This is a genomic window from Atlanticothrix silvestris CENA357 (assembly GCF_016056295.1).
Lineage (GTDB): Bacteria > Cyanobacteriota > Cyanobacteriia > Cyanobacteriales > Nostocaceae > Atlanticothrix > Atlanticothrix silvestris.
This window is the reverse complement of the sequence record NZ_JAECZB010000024.1, coordinates 89558-110274: the sequence shown is the minus strand read 5'-3', so window position 1 is coordinate 110274 and position 20717 is coordinate 89558. Positions and strand designations below refer to the sequence as shown.

The window sequence follows — 20717 nt, the reverse complement described above, 5'->3', positions numbered from 1 at the left end:
GAATGGGGCATGGGGAATGGGGCATGGTAAATTCTGTAGCCCATTTCTCACTGCCTGTTCCCTATTTTCTATTGTCTATTGTCTATGCATTTTAGATAAGCATTGAGCTTGGGTAAAAGATCATCAAGGAGAGGTTTGAATTTGTTTATATGTTCACTTGTTAATAACTTTCTAGCGTAGGCTAATCTCAACCAGCTAACTGTTTCGTACAAAGATCCTCTGGCAATCTTGACAAAACGTCGATTGTCTTGGTCGTTGTACCTACCTCTACCTTCAGGTATATTCGCACAAATACTATCAGCAGACCGCACAATTTGCTTACCCACTGTATCTTTAGTGAAATTATCCCATTCCTTCACAATCTGCCAAATTTCATTAGCTAAGCTTTCAGAAAGTTTATAAACTTCCAAATCTTCAAAATCAGGTCTCCTCACAATATTTCCTTAATTCAAATCACCCCATACCTAAAATAATGCCCAAGTCGAATGCCCAATGCCAATTCCCCATGCCCGATTTCCCATTTGGTAAGGTATTGCGTTAAAATAAGCGATCGCAATCTTAGTAATTAATGCCCGGATATTTCCCGGAGGTGTGATTGACCAAATTTATACTGAAAATTCTGTGGTTAGACGAAAACGTCGCCCTTGCAGTCGATCAAATTGTAGGCAAAGGCACAAGTCCTTTAACTAAATACTTTTTCTGGCCTAGAAATGATGCTTGGGAAGAGTTAAAAAAGGAACTGGAATCCAAACACTGGATTACTGATGTAGATCGCGTCGAATTGCTTAATAAAGCAACCGAAGTGATTAACTACTGGCAAGAAGAAGGCAGAAATCGCCCAATGGCAGAAGCTCAGTTGAAGTTTCCCGAAGTTGCTTTTACAGGTAGTGCTTGATATTGCCTAATTAGCTTTCCTGCTGTTCTACAAGTTGCCACAGTTTGATGGTCTTATCCCTGCTACCACTAGCAATCAGTGGTGCAACTTGGCTAACAGCAACGGCAGATACTGAGTCTACATGACCAAAGAGAGTAGCAAGTTCTTCTGCTGTGCTTACCCTCCAAAGTTTAACTGTCTTGTCCCAACTGGCACTAATTACCGTTTCGCTATTGGCAGTAAAAGCTATTGCTACTACTGACCAAGAATGGCCTAAAAGTGTGGTAATTAGCTGACCAGTACTAACTTCCCACAATTTTATAGTGTTATCATCGCTACCTGTGGCCAGAATTTTACCATCTGGACTAAATGCGATCGTCAAAACCGCCCGTGTATGCCCTAAAAGGGAGCCTAACAAGGTACAACATGGGCGGTTTTGAAATTTTCCTTCAGACCCTTGTGTTGCTCTTAATTGCCATAGGCGAATCGTTCTATCAAAACTAGCAGTGGCTAAAAATTTTCCTTGGGGACTAAAAGCAACCGAACTCACTTGTAATTGGTGTCCTGTGAGATTAGTAATTTCTGTATTAGTACTTACATCCCAGAGTATGACTTTCTTATCCCAACTACCACTAGCGAGAATTTGCCCATCTGGACTGAAAGCAACTGATTTGACCGCGTGTGAATGTCCACATAAGGTAGCAATTTCATGAAATGTATTGAAATCCCACAATTTAATAGTTTTATCGTCGCTAGCGGTGGCTAAGATTTTGCCATCAGGACTGAAAGCAACTGATGTCACATTTTGGGAATGTGCTGATAGGCTAGCTAGTAATTTTTTTATATTTAAATCCCACAATCTGATGATTTTGTCATCGCCACTCGCTAAAGTCTTACCGTCAGGACTGATGGACAGGGCATTGACACTACCCAATGCAACAGAATTTCCTGCTAGGGTGTGTAAACATTGCCACAAAGGACTGGGAATTAATTTAAAACTAGGACTTACGCAATAACTCTCTAAAACCCTCTTAACTTCGTGTTCTCTGCGTCCTTGGCGGTTCGTTTTTCCATTACTTTGCGTAAGTCCTGTAAAACTTTGAATTTTCGACTCTATACCCATCGCTTTCATAACTTCATCTGCTGATTGAAAGCGCTGACTAACAGAATTTTGGAGAAGACGATCAAGAATTTGTGCTAAGCGGTTACTGACTTTGGTGGTAAGATATTGTCGCCAAACCCAGCAATCATTAGCAACATAAAATAAATCAAAAGGAGCAATCTGAGTAAGTAAATAAATACAAGTTACACCCAAACTATAAAGGTCACTAGCAAAAACTGCTTTTCCTTTTGCTTGTTCTGGTGCTGCATATTCTGCATTACCAATACTATGTTCACCAATTAGTCGGTCAATTTCAGTGAAGACTTTAGCAGCACCAAAATCGACTAAAACTAAACTCTCTTCTCTATTTTTTACGGAAGCTCTGCGGATTATATTTTCTGGTTTTATATCACGATGAATAATATTGCGATCGCTAATAAATTTTATAACTGGCAATATATGTACTAAAAATTGCCAAATTTGACTTTCATTGAAAGCACCCTCTTGTTCAACTATTTGAGCTAAATTGAGGCCTTCAATAAACTCCTGCACTAAATAAAAATATTCATCATCTTGAAAATGTGCTACTAAAGCAGGAATTTGAGGATGTTTACCTAATTCTTTTAGGCATTGCGCTTTTTGCTCAAATAATTTTAGTATTTCATTTCGTGGCGAAAATTGTTGCACTATACAAGGAATTGGGGGAAACTGACTTTCATCAACTGCGAGAAAGGTTTTACAAAATCCCCCTTTACCAATCTGCTTGAGTAAACGATAACGTTCTTGGATTAGCAAAATTTTCCTGTCAGAGTTATCAACCAGATTACACATAACATTAATGTAGCCTGATCGTGTTTTAATCTTTCTGCGAGTTCATATCTAAAAAGTAGTTGCTGTATCATGGAAAAAACTAGCAATGTCTGTGGTGGGCTACGCCTACGCAATCAACATGAACATGACACTAACACCAGACCAAGAGAAAGTTGTGCAAGATTTGCTTGCAACAGGAAGATTTAGTAATATTAGCGAAGTAATTCAAGCTGCATTACACCTATTACAAGAAGATAACTGTGCATATCAAGTATGGATAGATGAAACTCGTACCAAAATTGATGAAGGTATTGCATCACTTGAACGGGGAGAAAAAATTGATGGTGAGACTTTTGTGAATCAGCTTTTGGCAGATTTACAGCAGATTGAAGAGTCTTAGAAATGAGTCAATATACTATCTCACTACCTGCTTCTTTGGAAAAACTTATGCGCGATCGGACAAAACAAAATATCGAATTAGTAGCACTTTAGTCCTCTTGAATCGCTAAAGTGCCAACTACTTACTTTATTTATCTTTAGGCAATTCTACAACAAACTGAGTAGCACCATTTGGCGTAATTGGTGGTGTTTTGGTAACTATCGGTTGTGGATGCAAAGGCGTTGGCGTATCTTCACTTGGCTTGGCTGTTTGATTCCATAAAATCATTGATAGTAGACCATCTACCAAGCCGTTGGTACTGCCATTACTACCACCCACAAGCACATCTGGAATCAAGCGGACATTGCGATCGCCTATAATCTGCATTAGCTGCATCGCTGTATAACCCGATGATCCCAAAGCTTCCACACCCGCTTGGTATGTCTCAGCTTTAGCATTACCTGTAGCCCGAATACCTTCAGCCTCAGCAATTGCCCGCAGTTTTGTACCTTCTGCTTCACCAGTCGCTTGCTTAATTTGTGCTTGGGCTTTCAAATCGGCAATCATTACACTCTGTTCTGATTGCACCATTTCTTCTTGGATATCAGCTAGTGCTGTCTCCCGAACAAGTTGTTGTCGTTGGGTTTGCGCCATTTGCTGAACTTCGTAAGTTTTACGTTTTTCCTCAGCAATTTTCCGGTCTGTCAGTGTGTGCATTAATTCATCTGGTGGGGTAATCAAACCAATCAACGAATCCACCGCTTGGACATCATAAGCACGCAAGGCAGATTTAACGTATTCGGAGGCTTCAACTTGGCGTTCACTACGCGCAATTAAGAAATCCAAAATAGTATACTCTTGAGCCGAGTTGCGGAAATAATTCCCTACAATTGGACGCAAAACCTGATCGATGACGTTTTGCATCGAACCTAAGCGGGAAATCACTTTTGGGGCATCTGAAGCACCAATATGAATAATTTGGAATATCTCTAAATCAAAGCTGAAACCGTCAAATGATAATAGTTTCAGCGCCTGTAAGTTTGTATCGTAGCCGTGTTTACCACTAATTCTTTCAGTAAAGCTTAAAACAATATTTGTTGTTGGTACTAGCTCAATTTTCATCACCTTAGTATTGAGCGGGTGTTTCCCAGGATATAACGGCTCTACCCAAACGCCTTTATGTCCTTGGTTGACTAAATTCCCGTGAGTGAAAGACGCTCCGCTGACATCTTCGTGTTCTTTGCCTACGAAAGAAATTACCACACCCACATAACCGATGGGGATTTCTGTCATTGGAACTTGTTCAATATTTATCAACCAAGGGTTTAGGTTCCACGAACCCGACAATAGTACCTGTTCTTGTAAACCCCGTTGTCCCCCAGCATCGATAAATTTTTGACCATTCTGAAAATTATCATGCCCGTTAATGATGCGTCCAGCGATTTCACCTGCTATGATCGGTGAACCATCTAAAGTAGTAACAATACCAACCTTCTCTGCGGCTATCTCATAAATGTGCAACTGTTGCGGAGTCATACCATGAGCATTAGCGTTTGCCGCTGTAATTACCTTAAACAGGGCAGTATTGATGCGGTAAGTCCCTGCGGTGAGAAAACTCATTTGCCGACCTTTTTCTCCACCTTGAGTTAGGAATTTCCGAGCATCTTGGAAGTTGTCGCAATTGACAATTTTACCTAGGATGCGTTCTGGTGGGTTGGGTTCACCATCTGCTGCGACAATCAAGGCGATTTCCCCTTGGGGGACAACAATTACTGGCTCTTTTTTTACGGAATACTGCCAAGGCCAATAGCCCCAATGCCAACCAGGAGCTAGAGTATCTGCTTGTAAGCCGGCTTCGCCATTGAGAGCAATCAACCGTCCGGCAGGGAGTCCACGCCCAGAAAGGGTAAATTTTCTGACTACAATCCCAACTTCCCGCTCACCAATGACTACTAATCCGCCAAAAAATAGGGGGACAAAGATCACAAAACCACCGACTAAAACAATGGGGATGAGTCCCCACGGCTCCAGCCCCATTACTTGATATTGAGTTTTGTGAGTTGTTAACTGAGTGGTACTTGGTTGTATTTGACTTAATTGAACTGATACCGAACTAATTTCTTTTACAGTGGTTTTGAGAGTAGTAGCATTGGCAGAATTAACAGCGCCAGTCAATGCCAATGTTGCGATTAGAGATGTTGCAAAACCAGCTAATTTATTTTGTTTGAGCTTCCCAAGGGAAAATGAAAAATTTTTCATAATTTTTGCCCTTCTGGGCAACTAGTTATCCAAATTAACACTTCACTTTGGCTATGCTAGATTTCTTAAACTTGGTGTAATTTTGTATATGGTAATGCAGAGACGCGCCGTGGCGCGTCTCTACAAGATAAAAAAATAAAATTTTAGACCAAACCGCCGGCAGCTTGAAAGCGGGCGCGGGCGCGTTTGAAGGCTTGATTTGCTTGGATTTGGGCTTGGCGATCGCCTGCTGGTACTTGAGCAAGACGCGTTTCTGCTTGAGTATAAGCAGCACGAGCTTCTTCAAGATTAATTTTATCGCCACGTTCAGCGCTGTTAACCAGAATTGTCACTTCGTTTTCTTCGACTTCGGCAAAACCACCCAAAAGAGCGATCGCTTGCCAACTCTGATTTTTAGCAGCACGTACTCGCATGACACCAATATCCAGAGCGCTTAACAGTGGTGCGTGACCACTGAGGATACCTAGCTGACCAGTAGTACTGGGCAAAATTACTTCTTCAGCCTGGGCATCCCAAACTGTTTTGTCTGGGGAAATTACACGAACGGTTAATGTCATTTGTCTTTTGTCAGTTGTGAGTTGTCAGTTGTCAGTTGCTTGTACTGAGCAAAGTCGAAGTATCAGTAGTCAGTTGTTAGGTATTTTTAACCACTGACTACTGACTACTGACCACTAACTAATTAGCCTTTGAGTTTTTCAGCTTTAGCTTTAGCTTCGTTAATATCGCCCACTAAGTAGAAAGCTTGCTCTGGTAAAGCATCCAATTCACCAGACAAGATCATCTGGAAGCCCTTAATGGTATCTTCCAACTTCACATACTTACCAGGAGAACCTGTGAACACTTCCGCTACAAAGAACGGCTGAGATAAGAAACGCTCAACCTTCCGCGCTCTTGCTACGATCAGACGGTCATCTTCAGACAATTCATCTAGACCGAGAATGGCGATAATGTCTTGAAGTTCTTTGTAACGCTGTAGAGTCGCCTGTACAGCACGAGCAGTATTGTAATGTTCATCACCAACAATGTTGGGCTGCAACATCGTTGAGGTGGAGCCTAGGGGGTCAACTGCGGGATAAATGCCCTTAGCTGCCAAACCACGAGACAGTACTGTTGTTCCGTCCAAGTGGGCAAAGGTGGTTGCTGGTGCGGGGTCAGTCAAGTCATCCGCAGGTACATACACTGCTTGAATTGAGGTAATAGAACCCTCTGTAGTGGATGTAATACGCTCTTGTAGTTCGCCTACGTCGGTTCCCAATGTCGGCTGATATCCCACAGCAGAAGGCATCCGACCTAATAGCGCCGATACTTCCGAACCAGCTTGCACAAACCGGAAAATGTTGTCAATAAACAACAGCACATCCTGCTTATTCACATCCCGGAAGTACTCAGCCATTGTCAACCCTGAAAGACCAACCCGCATTCTAGCTCCGGGTGGTTCGTTCATTTGACCATAGACTAGAGCAATTTTTGATTCATTGAGGTTATCTTTGTTGATTACCCCAGATTCCATCATTTCGTTGTAGAGGTCATTACCTTCACGGGTGCGCTCACCTACTCCAGCAAAAACTGATACGCCGCCGTGCTGAGTAGCGATGTTGTTAATCAACTCCATCATGATCACGGTCTTACCGACACCAGCACCGCCGAACAAACCAATTTTACCGCCGCGTCGGTAGGGAGTTAGGAGGTCAACAACTTTAATCCCAGTCTCAAAAACGGAAGGTTTAGTTTCCAGTTCAGTGAATTTGGGAGCAGAACGATGGATGGGTAAAGTTTCTTCAGAGCTTACAGGCCCTTGATTGTCTACAGGTTCGCCAAGGACGTTGAAAATCCGACCTAAGGTAACTTTACCAACTGGTACCCTAATGGGAGCGCCAGTATCAACGGCTTCTAGACCACGCACTAAGCCATCGGTGGTACTCATAGCAACAGCCCGTACTTGGTTGTCGCCCAGCAATTGCTGTACTTCAACAGTAAGGTTGATGTCTTGTCCAGCTTCGTTGGTGCCTTTGATGGTCAGAGCATTGTAGATTTGCGGCAATTTCCCGCCGGGGAACTTAACGTCTACAACTGGACCAATGATTTGGGTAATGTAACCAATGTTTGTTTTTTCTGCGGTGGTGACCATGCTGCGCCTAATGATTGAAGCTATATTTCAGATAAGGTCGTAGAAGACATAATGATTAAGCAATGTCATCTTTCACTGTAGCATCGGAGGGGGACACAACTCCCTTAGTAATTCCTTAAAAAAGCAGCTCAGCAGCTTTCGTTAAAAGCATCATTTAGGTAGAAATAGGTCATTAATAGTCCACCGCATTAATTTTTGATCGCTAAAGCAGTAGAGAAAGCAGACAAGATAGACAAAAAGACGAGATGAATTCTACCTTATGTGATCTAACTTTGAGTAGATATACCTCAGACTACACAATGCTTGTAGGTTTTTCTTTGTGCTTGTCTTCTTTTTTATGGGAAGTGACACCAAAAGCACTAGCCATCAATAAGCCTAATACCGTCGCAGGTTCAGGGACAGCAGTAGGTTCAAGGACAGCAGTAGGTTGAGCAGTAAAAGTAAGATTATCGAATACTACTCCATCACCGATCAAATTTTGAGGTTGATACAGCCTAAAACTACGAATTTTATCCCCTGTCACACTCAAATCATGAAAAATACCTACGCCCAGACCAGTACCAAAAAATTCATCGAAAGTGAGTAAATTTCCATCAGCATCTAAAGCATCCAACCTAATACCGTTAGCACCAACGTCTATTCCCCTGATGCTCACAAAGTTTTGTGCTTGAGAAAAAAAACCAATAATTGGTGTCAACGATGTAGGTTGATAAACACCATTGGTGGCATTAAATCCCAATAACCCTGAGGAGCCTGGTAATTCAAAATTAGAACTAAATGAAGCATTATAAAATGTAACTCCTTGATCACTGTAGAAATTTCCTACAGAAATATTTGTAGTACCATCGTCAAATGTAATAGTTGTAGCTTGTGCTTTGCTAGCTGCTACTAAAGTAAATAATGAAGTACCACAGATAGCTACTGCTAAATTTTTAATTATATTTCTGCTCAACATGAAATTTTGGCTCCAATAAGATGTGGTTTAACAGTAGAATTAATGTGAACTTGGTAAATAATAGTTAAAATTACACACAAAGTTTTTCCGACGACAGGCTATTAATTAACCTTTCGCAGACATAAAAATAGAGACAAAATAAATACTAGATAATTTATTTTTATTTTTTGTTTAACTTAGTGGTGAAGTTTTAACAGTATTTTATTCAACCTTATGTTTATATAACTTACTAGATAATTGGTTGCTATACGCAAGGTTATCCGTGAATTTACACAAAAATTAAATTGCTGTTTAGCTTAAATAGAAGCTAATCTCTATAGCTAATAGACTTTTTCAACAAAACAACAGAAAAATTACTGGATAAAAGTTTATAAAATTATGCTGCTCCTTAACATAGATTTATATAAGTATTGAACTATGAATTTGATCAGAAAGAATACCTTTCATCCAAAATTCGTCTTAATAAGTTTGTTGCAGATGGAGAATAATGCCAGTTGTTGCAATACCGAGAACCTTATTAAAAATTTTCGTAAAATTTAAATTTTTTGTGCTGTGAGGCAAAAATACAGATAATAATACTATGCTAAATATCTTCATCAATGCTCTTACTTTTATTAAAATCAAAATAAGCAAATAAAACAGCTTTCAGTTTGCTTACTCTTGTTCAATCCATATACTTTTACCTAGGTTTTGCTTATGAATTTATCGTTAGCGCGACAATATTTTTCTCAGGAGATTCATCAGCCTGACGAGCATATTAACTTAGCAAAGGCAGCTCTGTATATTGCACAGGAAGAGTATCCTGACCTTGAACCAGAAGAATACCTTAATGCCCTTGATACAATGGCAGGTGAAGTTCAAGAACGCTTACCAACTTCCCGGTATCCTCTACGGCTGATTCAAAGTCTAAATCAGTATTTATATGAAGATTTAAAATTTTTTGGTAATAAATCAAATTACTATGATCCTCGCAATAGTTTTTTAAATAATGTGATTGACCGTCGGTTAGGGATTCCCATTACTTTGGCATTAGTTTATCTAGAAATTGCTCAGAGAATTGACTTTCCAATGGTAGGGATAGGAATGCCAGGACACTTTTTAATTCGTCCAGATATTCCAGATGTGGAAATTTTTGTTGATGCATTTAATCAGGGTGAGGTGATGTTTGCACAAGATTGCCAAGAACGACTCACTCAAATGTTTCAACAACCCGTGAATTTAAAACCAGAATTTTTAGCCCCCGTCAGCAATGGACAATTTTTGGTACGAATGCTGACAAATTTGAAATATATCTACCTTAAAAAGCAAGATTTAGCAAAAACCCTAGCTGCGGTCGAACGAATTTTGCTATTACTCCCTAGCGCAATTTTAGAAGTGCGCGATCGCGGCCTGCTATATTATCAACTTGGTCATTATCCGCAAGCTGCTGATGATTTGAAAACTTATCTAGCAAAAATCCCTGATGCTGAAGATGCACCAGTAATTCGGCAGTTGCTTCTTGAACTGGGGAGTAAAAGAGAATAGCAACACTTCGACAAGCGGTAATTGAGCGCAGTCGAAACTCAGTGCATCGCTGACAACTGACTATTGACTAATTTGTACTTCCTCTGCTACTCGCTTGAAACGACGCAGTTGAGCTTGCATATCTTCTTGAGTCCAAGATGCTGCAAAGGTGTTGAAACCCCAACTCACTATGGGGTTGGGAATATCAAACTCAAAACGGTTCAATAAGCACGTTCCCTGTGCTAATGGTTGACATTCCCAGCGATCGCGCCCTTGGAAAAAGCCCTTAAATTCCCACACTACCACACCTAGTTGACGTTCTACGACTACACTGTTGAGGGTAGGTTCAAGTAAAGGAATTTGAATTATAAAGCGACTTTGACTGCCAACATCAGTACTCCAGGCTTCACCTACAGGTTCACAACGTAGTACGGGGTTAAGCCAGCGGTGCATGAGAGCTAAATCTGTAATGCAACTCTCCACTACCGTAGCTGTGGCATTAATTTTAATTGATTGTTCAAAAGCTTGGGACACTTTATATTTTCTTCACCGCTAAAATCAACTTTACATCAAGATTGAGACTTATTATTCTGAGATTTAAAGTCACAAGCGATCGCATTACTTATATGTAATTTTTACTTATTCGCCCTCTAATCCACAACGCCAATACACTCATAAAGAACACTCCCATCACTCCTTGCAGGGGATTCTGATTCACGCCAGTTACCCAATCAGGAACTTGACCAGAATATTTGACTAATCCCCCCACATTAATAATGTAGTAACCCCAGACTAAACCTCCATGTAGACCAATAGGTAAGCCCAATCGCCCCCTACGCCAACGTTTTCCCCATACCTGCGTTAGCCCTAGCAAAACTAAGGCTGGAAATTGCGGCAGTGTTTGAATAATTGCTTCCAAAGGTTTTATAAAGTGCAAAACAGCAAATGTAACGGCATCTGTCCACAATGCCACACGCGGACTGTAATCCCGCTGTAACTCATCTAGCAACCAGCCTCGAAATAACAATTCCTCTGCAAAGCCGATACCCAAACCAACTATTAAACCTTCTAAAATTACTCTCAACAACAAAACTTTTGGTTGTTGCCATACTAGCCAACCCAAAAAACTTTGTACTCCAAAAAGTATGAGAATGTTAATTACTCCCATAGCCAAGCCACGCAGCAAATCTAAGCCGTTTTTTCGCGTGATTTCTAAGCCATACTGCCGCAGTATCAGGGGTTGCTGGTAGACATGCTTTCCCCATAACTTCAAAAGAAAAATAAACTCTACATATAGCAACACCATTGTCAATATACTTACTAAATTAGCATCATTCACTAGTAAGTAAATCGGTGCAGCAAATGGCAACCATAGCAGTAACAAAGTTGTAATAAAATAACCCAGCCTGATAGGGGCAGGGTTTTGGGCTACACGAAGAAGGTTTATTTTCATACCAGTCAGTAGTTGGTTGTTAGTTGTCAGTTGTGAGCCAGTACGGTCTTAACTAGAGCTCACGTAGCGTATCCGCAGGATTCACTCGTAAGGGTCAGTTGTCAGTTGTTAGGTATTTACCTTTTATACTGACTACTGACCACTGACTACTGACCACTGACTAATGACTATTCATCAGGTTCAATTGTGCTGCTTAAACCATGACTTTTCAATGTTTCACAATAGAACTCAGCATGTTCTTGGGCACAAGTAATCACTAAAGCTAGCCCATTAGTATGGGCTTCCATCATAATACTCACAGCTTGCGGTTGAGTAAGACTCGACACCGTGGTTAATAATGCTTGTACCACATGCTCCATAGAGTTGTAGTCGTCATTATGAAGCAAAACGCGATACCGAGGCGCAAGCTTGCGGGACGTGGAACGCTTCTCAATAGTTTCGACTGACACTGCTCTTGCTCTTTCTGTGATGGTTTACTACAACATACTTTGTTTCTGTCTTGCGTTTGCTTAACAGTTATTTACTATATTCTATAGCATTTCCATTTCAACTTTATAGCACTATGATTTTTTGCAGCGAAGGATTGGGGCAATGCTACAGATTAAAAATTTGAAAATGCTACATTAATGTTACAGCATCTATACATAAAATTAAGAAAGCTGCAAGACACCCTTGCTACTGAACTAGCTGCATAATTATGAACATGGCCCTAAATTTTCAACCAGGACAAATTGTGTCTTTAGGATATAACGACAGAAATTTGTATGCAGAAGTCATTCAAGTTGTGGTTTCTCGTCATTTGTGTTGGGTACGCCCCTTATTGCTAGTCACCTACACCCAAGAATTACCGCTAGTTACTGACCTACGAAATGCTTCTGACTTGCTTTGGCCTGACAAATTATTTCGACCTGCTTTAGATACGGAAGTAATTACCTTGTTAAGTCAAGTCTTGGCAAAAGAATCAAAAGCTGAGACTGATTCAACTGCTAAACAACAATTTAATCAATTTATCCACCAACTCTGGCAAGCGTATCAGGATGAAGGCTAAAGGCTGTTGACCCAGTGGGGTATTAATGCAGAATCAGATTTTATACGTTGAACTAGTTTTTGCATTTGCTAATCAAGAATAGCTAGGCTACTTCTCTTCCTGCACCGTAGCCATTATTAAAAGGAACAACGACACAGGTTTTATACCACATAGAGAAATTAAAATAGTAAATAACACAGGAAAATAACAGTAGTTTTATCGTGCTTTTGATGGCACTGCTGTTAATAAAACTAAAGTTAACTATTTTAAGCTTGATTTTTCTAGTTTTTTATCAAAACTAACTTTGGTATAGAGAAAAACTGGCAATGGCAATACTTAACGCTAATATCCCCAGCTAGGAACTAGCTTAACTCGACCAGCATCCATCTCTGCCATTAATAATTCCAGAGCCTCGTAATCAACATCAGATATACACCCATTTTCAGTTAATTCTGAGTTGATCTCATTCTCTATCTCAGGAGTTAGTTTTTTAATATCAAGAGCTTTTTCAACCAATTGACGAATAGCGTATTTAGTTCTCATAAATAATCATCCAACTTTAAATATGGTACTAATTATCCGAGATCAAGCTTGGTATAAAATGTGATCCAGATGCTAGTACATTAGTGATATAGATCACAAGTTGCTCAAATGCTTCATTTGACATCAACCCCAATATATGCCACCAGTAACCCTGAAAATGCAGGCATTTGACCTATAGCTAGATCTTGGCTAAATCAGCTTCATTTATAGACCAATCAAGTGTTTTCGCCGCCATTATGCTTGATGGATCTACTTTACGGCTGTCTCTGTTGATTGTTTTGTAACCGACGTAGAAAAAAAGTATATATGAATACAATCCATCCTGTATTTATGACAATCTTTAAACAGACCCACTAAAGTAATAAAGATTCAGCAAAGAGTTATAAGACGTATGGTCGATGCGAGGAAAAACAGTTTATGTTCAGATAAATATGGGCATTACAGTTTAATAACATTAATTAGGATGTTGATATGCAAGCAGTACTGGATTCTCCCCAAATTACTGTTATTCGTCCTCAAGGCATTCTCAATGCCACCAACGCCTTGGAGTTTGAAAGAGATCTGACAACAGCGTTGACTCAAGATGATACTTCCGCCTTGCTAGTGGATTTAGCCGCAGTAGAATCTTTAGACAGTGCTGGCTTAATGGCATTGGTCTCTGCGCTCAAGCTTGCTCAGAGTTTAGGAAGGAGTTTACAACTGGATTCTGTTTCTCCGTCAGTGAGAATGATTTTTGAACTTACACAGCTTGATGGAATTTTCGAGATATTTGAAGGCGAACCGCATTTATAATTAGTAGGACTTTTATAAAGTTAACTATTGTAATATTTTATATGGCTAGTCAGCAGCTGCGTGTAACAAAATTATAAGTTCTAAAAAGAAACCTCATTGAAAGAGCTAATCAGTGCTAAAGTTGGAAGTGATTAGCTGTAATTAAGGTAGCTAGAAGATAGCACAGTGGCTGTTGCAGTTGAAAGATTAATCACACCGGAAATTTTAAAGCCAGCGCGTTATCTGGGTAACGAACGCCTAGCAGTACATAAAGATTGGGATACGGCAGCAATACGTTGGGTATTAACTTACCCAGAGGTATATGAAGTCGGAGCATCCAATTTAGGGCATATCATCCTCTATAACATCTTGAATGCCCAACCACGACAGTTATGCGATCGCGCTTACCTACCAGGGACAGACTTGGCAGCTAAACTCCGACAGACAAATACACCCTTATTTGCTGTAGAGTCAAAGCGATCGCTCACAGAATTCGATATTTTAGGCTTTAGCCTCAGTTATGAACTCGGTGCAACTAACATTTTAGAAATGTTGGATTTGGCTGGAGTTCCCCTCACATGGCAAGAACGGGCAGAGAAAGAATGTCCCCTAGTTTTTGCTGGCGGACAAACAGCAACATCTAATCCAGAACCATACACCGACTTATTTGACTTTTTTGCCCTCGGAGACGGCGAAGAACTGCTTCCAGAAATTGGTTTGATTTTGGAAGAAGGCAAAAAAGCAGGACTGAAGCGAGAGCAGACTTTATTGGACTTGGCACAAATACCGGGTGTCTATGTTCCTCAATTTTACGATATGGCAGCAGATGGCTCAGTTCATCCTCATCGCCCAGATGTACCAAAGCAAATTCTGCGCCGAGTTTCTACCCCAATACCAGCTTATTCGGTTGGGTTAGTTCCATACGTTGAGACTGTACACGACCGCTTGACAATTGAGATTCGACGGGGGTGTACTCGTGGATGTCGCTTCTGTCAACCAGGAATGCTTACCCGACCAGCACGGGATGTAGAACCAGATACAGTTGTAGAAGCAATCGAACAAGGAATGCGGGCAACTGGTTACAATGAGTTTTCCCTGCTATCTCTGAGTTGTTCTGATTATTTATCCTTGCCAGCGGTAGGGATGGAGATTAAAAATCGGTTAAAAAACGAAAATATTTCTCTGACTCTTCCTAGTCAACGAGTAGATAGATTTGATGAAAATATTGCCAACATCCTGGGTGGCACGCGGCAAGGTAGCCTCACCTTTGCTCCAGAAGCTGGAACCCAGCGGATGCGGGACATTGTTAACAAAGGTTTGACGAATGAAGAATTGTTACGGGGCGTAAAAACAGCTTGGGAGCAAGGTTGGGATAAAATCAAGCTGTATTTTATGATTGGCTTACCGGGTGAAACAGATGCCGATGTTGTGGGTATAGTGGAAACAGTAAGCTGGTTGCAAAGAGAATGTCGAGGAAAAGGAAGAAAACCTCTCAACTTTAACTTGACGATTTCTAACTTTACACCTAAACCTCATACTCCCTTTCAGTGGCATTCAGTTTCTACGGCTGAATTTAAACGCAAACAAAGTCTGTTACGGTACGAATTTCGCCGACTTAGAGGAGTGAAAGTGAATTTCACCGATGTCCGGATTTCAGCGATGGAAGACTTTGTGGGCAGGGGCGATCGCAGTTTGGGTAAGGTAGTCCGTCGTGCCTGGGAATTAGGCGCTGGCATGGATTCTTGGTATGACAATTTAGATAAAGCTTTTGGTGCTTGGGAATCAGCGATCGCTGAAGCTGGCTTAGACTGGAAATATCGCCAAATAGAAAACGGCGAATGGAATTTGTTTTATACAAAAGATGAGGAAGTAACATCCTCACTCCCCACTTCCCACTCCCTTGATGCTCCCCTACCTTGGGATCATATAAATACAGGGATAGACAAAAAGTGGCTGAAGGAAGATTTGCAGCGCGCTTTAGAGGCGGCAACTGTACCAGACTGCTCCTTTGAAGGTTGCTCTCACTGTGGTGTTTGTAGCACAGACTTTGGTCACAATATTGTGATTTCGCCACCTGTTGTTCCAAAATTTGCTGGTGAATTTGTCCCCAACACAACTAAAGCTCAAAGATTACGTGTCTGGTTTGGTAAACAAGGCAATATGGCTTTGTTGAGTCACCTGGATTTAATGCGCTTATTTGATCGAGTTCTACGGCGAGCAGGCTTGCCAGTTGCTTTCACTGGTGGGTTTCATCCAACTCCACGCATTTCTGTAGCGAATGCTTTAGCTTTAGGAATTACCAGCAGTGGCGAGATTGTAGATTTTGAGTTAACACAACCAGTAGCAATAGATAATTTTCGAGAACTGCTAGCTCGTGAACTACCCACAGATATACCTATATACAATGTGGTGCAGTTGGATTTGAAAGTTCCTGCTGCTAGCCAAGTAATGGAGGCAGCAGAGTACTTGATTACAGTCGCAGCACTTAGTATAGCTACATTTGCCCAATGGCAAGAATGGATTGAAACAATCAAAGCAAAAGACGAACTTTGGTGGGAGCAAACAACTAAGTCAGGCAAAAGCCATTTAATAAATCTGCGCTCGCGTTTGTTTGAACTGGAATTAGTAGAAACTAGCAAGAATACACAAGACGAGTCTATAGTTATCCTGCGTTATGTGGGTAGCTATCGTCCTGATGGGGTGCTGTTGCGGCCTGAACAAATTCTGTTTATGCTGGAAGCTGTGACAGGTGTAGAATTTCAACTTCTGCACATTCATCGCAATCAGCTATTTTTAGGAGTATAATCCCTGAAGGGTGACTTGCTAGTAGTTGCCTTGACATGGTAGATCATGGGAATTGATTTTCAGCAAGGTTGCGTTAGAATGAGATGAAGAGAAATTTTCTGGCCCTGCATTGAATGAACTGGTTCACTACCCTGGTACTCAGGGTGCGAAAGCAAAGATATTAGAGTGTAACTTCTAGGATTTTATCCCAGACAAACAGCAGGCAGATTAAAGAACACTCTCTCTTGATAGCTATCTTGTGAACTAGTAACTAACAACAGGCTCCGTCGGCAACTCTTCCTCTATGCTTTTTAAAACAACTGCTGAATACCTAATCCCTAGATGGTGAAGGTATCGCATCAAAAATCAACCACGGACGGTTGATTTATTTGCTTAAACAATATGCAGCCGTTCTGGAATAATCAGGCGTGTAAACGCAATTCCTTAGTCAATAGCTCCTTAACTTTGAGCTTAGATTCACAATATTTATTACAAGCGGCACCTTTTGGGGCTGGCAGGGGCGAGAGGCATAACAAACCCCCAAGCCAATTAGTGCTGCCAATTTTTGAGGAAATTGAATGCCAAAACAAATTATCATCGCGGAGCAGCATCAAATTGCTGCCGTCTTTTCTGAAGATCAAATACAAGAACTCGTTGTGGCCACGGGTCATCACCAAATAGGTGATATCTATTTAGGTGTAGTAGAAAATGTATTACCTGGGATAGATGCGGCTTTTGTCAATATTGGTGATCCAGAGCGTAACGGTTTTATTCATGTAACTGATTTGGGGCCGTTGAAGCTAAAGCGTACAGCTGCCGCAATTACAGAACTATTAGCACCACAACAAAAAGTGTTGGTGCAAGTGATGAAAGAGCCAACGGGAACCAAGGGCCCCCGGCTTACAGGTAATATCACTTTGCCCGGACGCTACGTAGTGTTAATGCCTTATGGTAGGGGTGTAAATTTATCCCGGAGGATTAAGAGCGAAAGCGAGCGTAACCGTTTGCGAGCGCTGGCAATTTTGGTTAAGCCGGCGGGAATGGGTTTGCTTGTGCGTACAGAAGCAGAAGGCAAACCAGAAGAAGCGATTATGGAAGATTTGGAGGTGCTGCAAAAGCAATGGGAAGCCATTCAACAAGAAGCACACTCCACTCGTGCCCCGGCATTACTCAACCGAGACGATGACTTTATCCAGCGCGTGTTGCGGGATATGTACGGTGCGGATGTAAATCGGATTGTTGTGGATTCTAGTACTGGCTTGAAGCGAGTCAAGCAGTATTTGCAGAACTGGAGTGGAGGTCAAACACCACAGGGATTGTTAATTGACCATCATCGCGATCGCTCTGGAATTTTAGAGTACTTCCGCATCAATGCCGCAATTCGAGAAGCACTCAAACCCAGAGTGGACTTACCTTCTGGAGGATACATCATTATCGAGCCAACTGAGGCATTAACAGTAATTGATGTTAACTCCGGTTCCTTCACGCGATCAGCAACAGCTAGAGAAACTGTTTTATGGACGAACTGTGAAGCTGCAACAGAAATTGCCCGTCAGTTGCGTCTGCGAAATATTGCTGGGGTAATCGTCGTTGACTTCATTGATATGGAATCGCGGCGCGACCAATTGCAAGTTCTAGAGCATTTTAACAAAGCACTGAAAGCAGACAAAGCTCGTCCCCAAATTGCCCAACTAACTGAATTGGGTTTGGTAGAACTTACCCGTAAGCGCCAAGGTCAAAATATTTACGAATTGTTTGGGGAAACATGCCCTACTTGTGGCGGTTTAGGACATATTGTACGTCTACCTGGAGAAAACGAAAACCGATTACCAACACCAGTAGAAATACCAGAGCGTTTTGTATCTCTACCTCATAGAGAACCACGTTTACCCGCTGCTCGCATCACAGAAACACGGGAAAACTACGATGCCTTTGGAGAAGGATTCGATGGTGACTCTGATTTGAGCGCCTTGAATTTAATGAATCATCCTAGTTATCAAGAACTTAACGATAACAACAAGCGTCGTACCCGCACCCGCCGTAGTCGAATTGGTATCAATGGGACAAACGGAAAAGATGAAGCCCGGATTATTACTCATCCACTAACTTTTGACAATGAGCCAGATTTAGATTTGGATGCTGAAGTAGAGCTAGCGCCCACACCAGATATTTCCTCACCTAACCTAGGCAAATCTGGTTGGGTTGAACGGGTAGAACGTAATAAAGTAACCAAAGTAGAGCCTGTTAAACCAGTGGTAGAACCACCGGAGATTAGGACTGTAGAAATGACCCTCCAAGAACAGGATGTTTTTGCGTTGATGGGAGTTTCTCCTCTAGTGAAGTTAGAACGGGAAGTCAAAAATCCTAAATCCGTAATTATTAACATTGTTCAGCCTGGGCAATCACCAGCTGCATCGACTGAATCAACCCCACAATCAACTGTTACTGAAACAGAAAGCATTGATGTAAATACAAATACACTGCAAACTGAAACAAAACATAAACCTTTAGCAGAAAATACATCTGAACCAGAAAATACATTTGAGCCAGCAGAATTTGCGGCAAACTCTATCGAAGGTTTCACCAATGTAGAGGAAACTGAAGCGAATAGCCCTTCCATAGGAAATCGCCGCCGCCGCCGTCGTTCGTCTGCGATAGAGGATACATCTACCGCAGACGAAAATTAACTTATTTTATGGCACAGACACAACAAACTATTGCTGCTCTTCATTCGTTAGCGCCTTGGAGTGAATCAAATTGGCTGGAGTTATCCTCTAATTTGTTAGGTCTTTCAGGGTTAATTGGGGGCGTGGATGAAGTAGGACGAGGTGCTTTATTTGGCCCTGTAGTAGCCGCAGCAGTAATACTACCAACCTGTGCTTTGTCAGAACTAATGGCAGTTGGGATTAAAGATAGTAAAAAGTTGTCTAGTTCTCGTAGAATTCAGATGGCACAGCTAATTTCTACAGTGGCAATTGATTGGAAAATCGGTTTTGCTTCCACTGCCGAAATTGACCAGATAAACATTTTACAGGCCACATTGTTAGCCATGAAGCGGGCTGTACTAAAACTAAAAGTACAGCCTGTAATCTGCTTGGTTGATGGCAATCAGCTCATTAAAGACTTGCCTGTACCCCAACAAACAATAGTTAAGGGTGACGAGCGATCGCTTAATATTGCCGCTGCTAGTATTATGGCTAAAGTTTGGCGTGACGATTTGGTATTGCGCCTAGCATCAAATTACCCCAAATACGACATAACACATAACAAAGGTTATGGTAGTCAAAAGCATTTGCTGGCGCTGCGAGAATACGGTCCTTCACCCTTGCATCGCAAGTCCTTTCGTCCTTGCCAGATTCAGTAGGGGCATATACTGGTAAACCCCTACAGCCAATTCATTTGTTGCCAAAAGTAGAAAAAATCTTATGGAGAAATAAAAAATTACTCTATGTTGAAGATTGGCAATTCACCATTGTCATCATTTAAGGCTTTTTCTTTTGTTTGCGAGATCACCCAGTGACGATAATCTGTTAGCAGTTGATGTAGTAATCTTTGCTTAATTGTCAATAGCACACTCTTAAGCAGACCATTACCAGTGGCTTCTAAAATGGGCTTAGGAGTTAACGAAAATGGTGGTGGAAAATCCACTTGTACTTCTAAATCGGCTCTTCCTTGCAGGCGAGTGCCAGTGCTGAGCTGATAGGGAGATAAATGCCCTTGTAAATTTAAAGCAAAGCGCTGGTTAATATACTCAAAACCAAGGATTTCACAATCTACCGATCGCAGAAAAATCATTCCATTTGATTCTGCCCAGACTCTCATGTCTACAGTAGGTTGAATACTCAGGGACATAAAAGTCAGAGGACGCATTTTTAAGCGAAATACTTCCTCTGAAAGTTGCTGAATTCGCCTGCTGTCAACCAAAGCATTAACCAAACGTTGAGGCTGACGCAAGTAGTGCTGGATAGGAATAGGCTGCTGTGGGACAGCAATTTCTACCGATTGGGAGGCTGTGAACTTGGTAGCCATGAGTTGTAGGAAGTAATTGTTATATATTTCTATTATTAGTTAATTTTTTATATTTATTAATTTTAGTTGAAGAAGAAATATTTATCTTGTTTGATTTTTT

19 protein-coding genes are annotated in these 20717 nt (G+C 41.2%); 8 read left to right on the top strand and 11 right to left on the bottom strand.

Going from position 1 to position 20717, the window contains the following annotated elements; translation table 11 throughout:
- Positions 1-68: 68 nt before the first annotated feature.
- Complete coding sequence (locus I8751_RS12245; protein WP_214439428.1) at positions 69-434, bottom strand: four helix bundle protein; 366 nt, start codon at positions 432-434, stop codon at positions 69-71.
- 161 nt (positions 435-595) lie between these two features.
- Here I8751_RS12245 and I8751_RS12240 point away from each other — a divergent pair, with 161 nt between their 5' ends.
- Positions 596-895: a 30S ribosomal protein PSRP-3 gene (locus I8751_RS12240; RefSeq protein WP_069071048.1), complete on the top strand. Its 300-nt coding sequence runs from the start codon at positions 596-598 to the stop codon at positions 893-895.
- Positions 896-905: 10 nt separating this feature from the next.
- Here the strand turns inward: I8751_RS12240 and I8751_RS12235 are convergent, their stop codons facing one another.
- Positions 906-2807: a serine/threonine-protein kinase gene (locus I8751_RS12235; RefSeq protein ID WP_214439427.1), complete on the bottom strand. Its 1902-nt coding sequence runs from the start codon at positions 2805-2807 to the stop codon at positions 906-908.
- Positions 2808-2892: 85 nt separating this feature from the next.
- On the opposite strand from I8751_RS12235, the gene I8751_RS12230 reads away from it, so the two are divergent.
- Positions 2893-3186: a type II toxin-antitoxin system ParD family antitoxin gene (locus I8751_RS12230; RefSeq protein WP_225894109.1), complete on the top strand. Its 294-nt coding sequence runs from the start codon at positions 2893-2895 to the stop codon at positions 3184-3186.
- Between the two features lie 126 nt (positions 3187-3312).
- Here the strand turns inward: I8751_RS12230 and I8751_RS12225 are convergent, their stop codons facing one another.
- The 4 genes from I8751_RS12225 to I8751_RS12210 form a co-directional block, all read right to left on the bottom strand.
- Positions 3313-5424, bottom strand: a complete 2112-nt coding sequence (locus I8751_RS12225) for a flotillin family protein (protein WP_214439426.1) — start codon at positions 5422-5424, stop codon at positions 3313-3315.
- A gap of 143 nt (positions 5425-5567) precedes the next feature.
- Positions 5568-5981 (bottom strand): ATP synthase F1 subunit epsilon, encoded by a 414-nt coding sequence (atpC, locus tag I8751_RS12220; RefSeq protein WP_214439425.1) that lies wholly within the window; start codon positions 5979-5981, stop codon positions 5568-5570.
- Between the two features lie 122 nt (positions 5982-6103).
- Positions 6104-7552 carry a F0F1 ATP synthase subunit beta gene (gene atpD / locus I8751_RS12215; RefSeq protein WP_214439424.1) on the bottom strand — a complete coding sequence of 483 codons (1449 nt, stop codon included), beginning with the start codon at positions 7550-7552 and terminating at the stop codon, positions 6104-6106.
- A gap of 292 nt (positions 7553-7844) precedes the next feature.
- Positions 7845-8507, bottom strand: a complete 663-nt coding sequence (locus I8751_RS12210) for a PEP-CTERM sorting domain-containing protein (RefSeq protein ID WP_214439423.1) — start codon at positions 8505-8507, stop codon at positions 7845-7847.
- A 696-nt stretch (positions 8508-9203) separates the two neighbouring features.
- Here I8751_RS12210 and I8751_RS12205 point away from each other — a divergent pair.
- Positions 9204-10031, top strand: coding sequence for a SirB1 family protein (locus I8751_RS12205; protein ID WP_214439422.1), 828 nt, complete (start codon positions 9204-9206; stop codon positions 10029-10031).
- Between the two features lie 60 nt (positions 10032-10091).
- Here I8751_RS12205 and I8751_RS12200 read toward each other — a convergent pair whose 3' ends face one another.
- From I8751_RS12200 to clpS, 3 genes are all read right to left on the bottom strand, one after another.
- A complete protein-coding gene (locus tag I8751_RS12200) occupies positions 10092-10544 on the bottom strand; it encodes an SRPBCC family protein (protein ID WP_214439421.1) in 453 nt (150 codons plus the stop codon).
- 88 nt (positions 10545-10632) lie between these two features.
- Positions 10633-11463 carry a CPBP family intramembrane glutamic endopeptidase gene (locus tag I8751_RS12195; RefSeq protein WP_214439420.1) on the bottom strand — a complete coding sequence of 277 codons (831 nt, stop codon included), beginning with the start codon at positions 11461-11463 and terminating at the stop codon, positions 10633-10635.
- A gap of 167 nt (positions 11464-11630) precedes the next feature.
- Positions 11631-11912 carry an ATP-dependent Clp protease adapter ClpS gene (clpS, locus tag I8751_RS12190; protein WP_015129168.1) on the bottom strand — a complete coding sequence of 94 codons (282 nt, stop codon included), beginning with the start codon at positions 11910-11912 and terminating at the stop codon, positions 11631-11633.
- 248 nt (positions 11913-12160) lie between these two features.
- Between clpS and I8751_RS12185 the strand changes: the two genes are divergently transcribed.
- Positions 12161-12511, top strand: coding sequence for a hypothetical protein (locus I8751_RS12185; protein WP_214439419.1), 351 nt, complete (start codon positions 12161-12163; stop codon positions 12509-12511).
- A gap of 321 nt (positions 12512-12832) precedes the next feature.
- Here I8751_RS12185 and I8751_RS12180 read toward each other — a convergent pair whose 3' ends face one another.
- Positions 12833-13033 carry a hypothetical protein gene (locus tag I8751_RS12180; RefSeq protein WP_214439418.1) on the bottom strand — a complete coding sequence of 67 codons (201 nt, stop codon included), beginning with the start codon at positions 13031-13033 and terminating at the stop codon, positions 12833-12835.
- Between the two features lie 471 nt (positions 13034-13504).
- Between I8751_RS12180 and I8751_RS12175 the strand changes: the two genes are divergently transcribed.
- From I8751_RS12175 to I8751_RS12160, 4 genes are all read left to right on the top strand, one after another.
- Entirely contained in the window at positions 13505-13825 is a 321-nt protein-coding gene (locus tag I8751_RS12175; RefSeq protein WP_214439417.1) for an STAS domain-containing protein, read from the top strand.
- A gap of 165 nt (positions 13826-13990) precedes the next feature.
- Positions 13991-16609, top strand: a complete 2619-nt coding sequence (locus I8751_RS12170; protein WP_214439416.1) for a TIGR03960 family B12-binding radical SAM protein — start codon at positions 13991-13993, stop codon at positions 16607-16609.
- Between the two features lie 557 nt (positions 16610-17166).
- Complete coding sequence (locus I8751_RS12165) at positions 17167-19275, top strand: Rne/Rng family ribonuclease (protein WP_214439415.1); 2109 nt, start codon at positions 17167-17169, stop codon at positions 19273-19275.
- Between the two features lie 8 nt (positions 19276-19283).
- Positions 19284-19952, top strand: a complete 669-nt coding sequence (locus tag I8751_RS12160) for a ribonuclease HII (RefSeq protein WP_214439414.1) — start codon at positions 19284-19286, stop codon at positions 19950-19952.
- A gap of 77 nt (positions 19953-20029) precedes the next feature.
- Here I8751_RS12160 and I8751_RS12155 read toward each other — a convergent pair whose 3' ends face one another.
- Positions 20030-20617 carry a DUF1997 domain-containing protein gene (locus I8751_RS12155; protein WP_214439413.1) on the bottom strand — a complete coding sequence of 196 codons (588 nt, stop codon included), beginning with the start codon at positions 20615-20617 and terminating at the stop codon, positions 20030-20032.
- Positions 20618-20717: the final 100 nt, after the last annotated feature.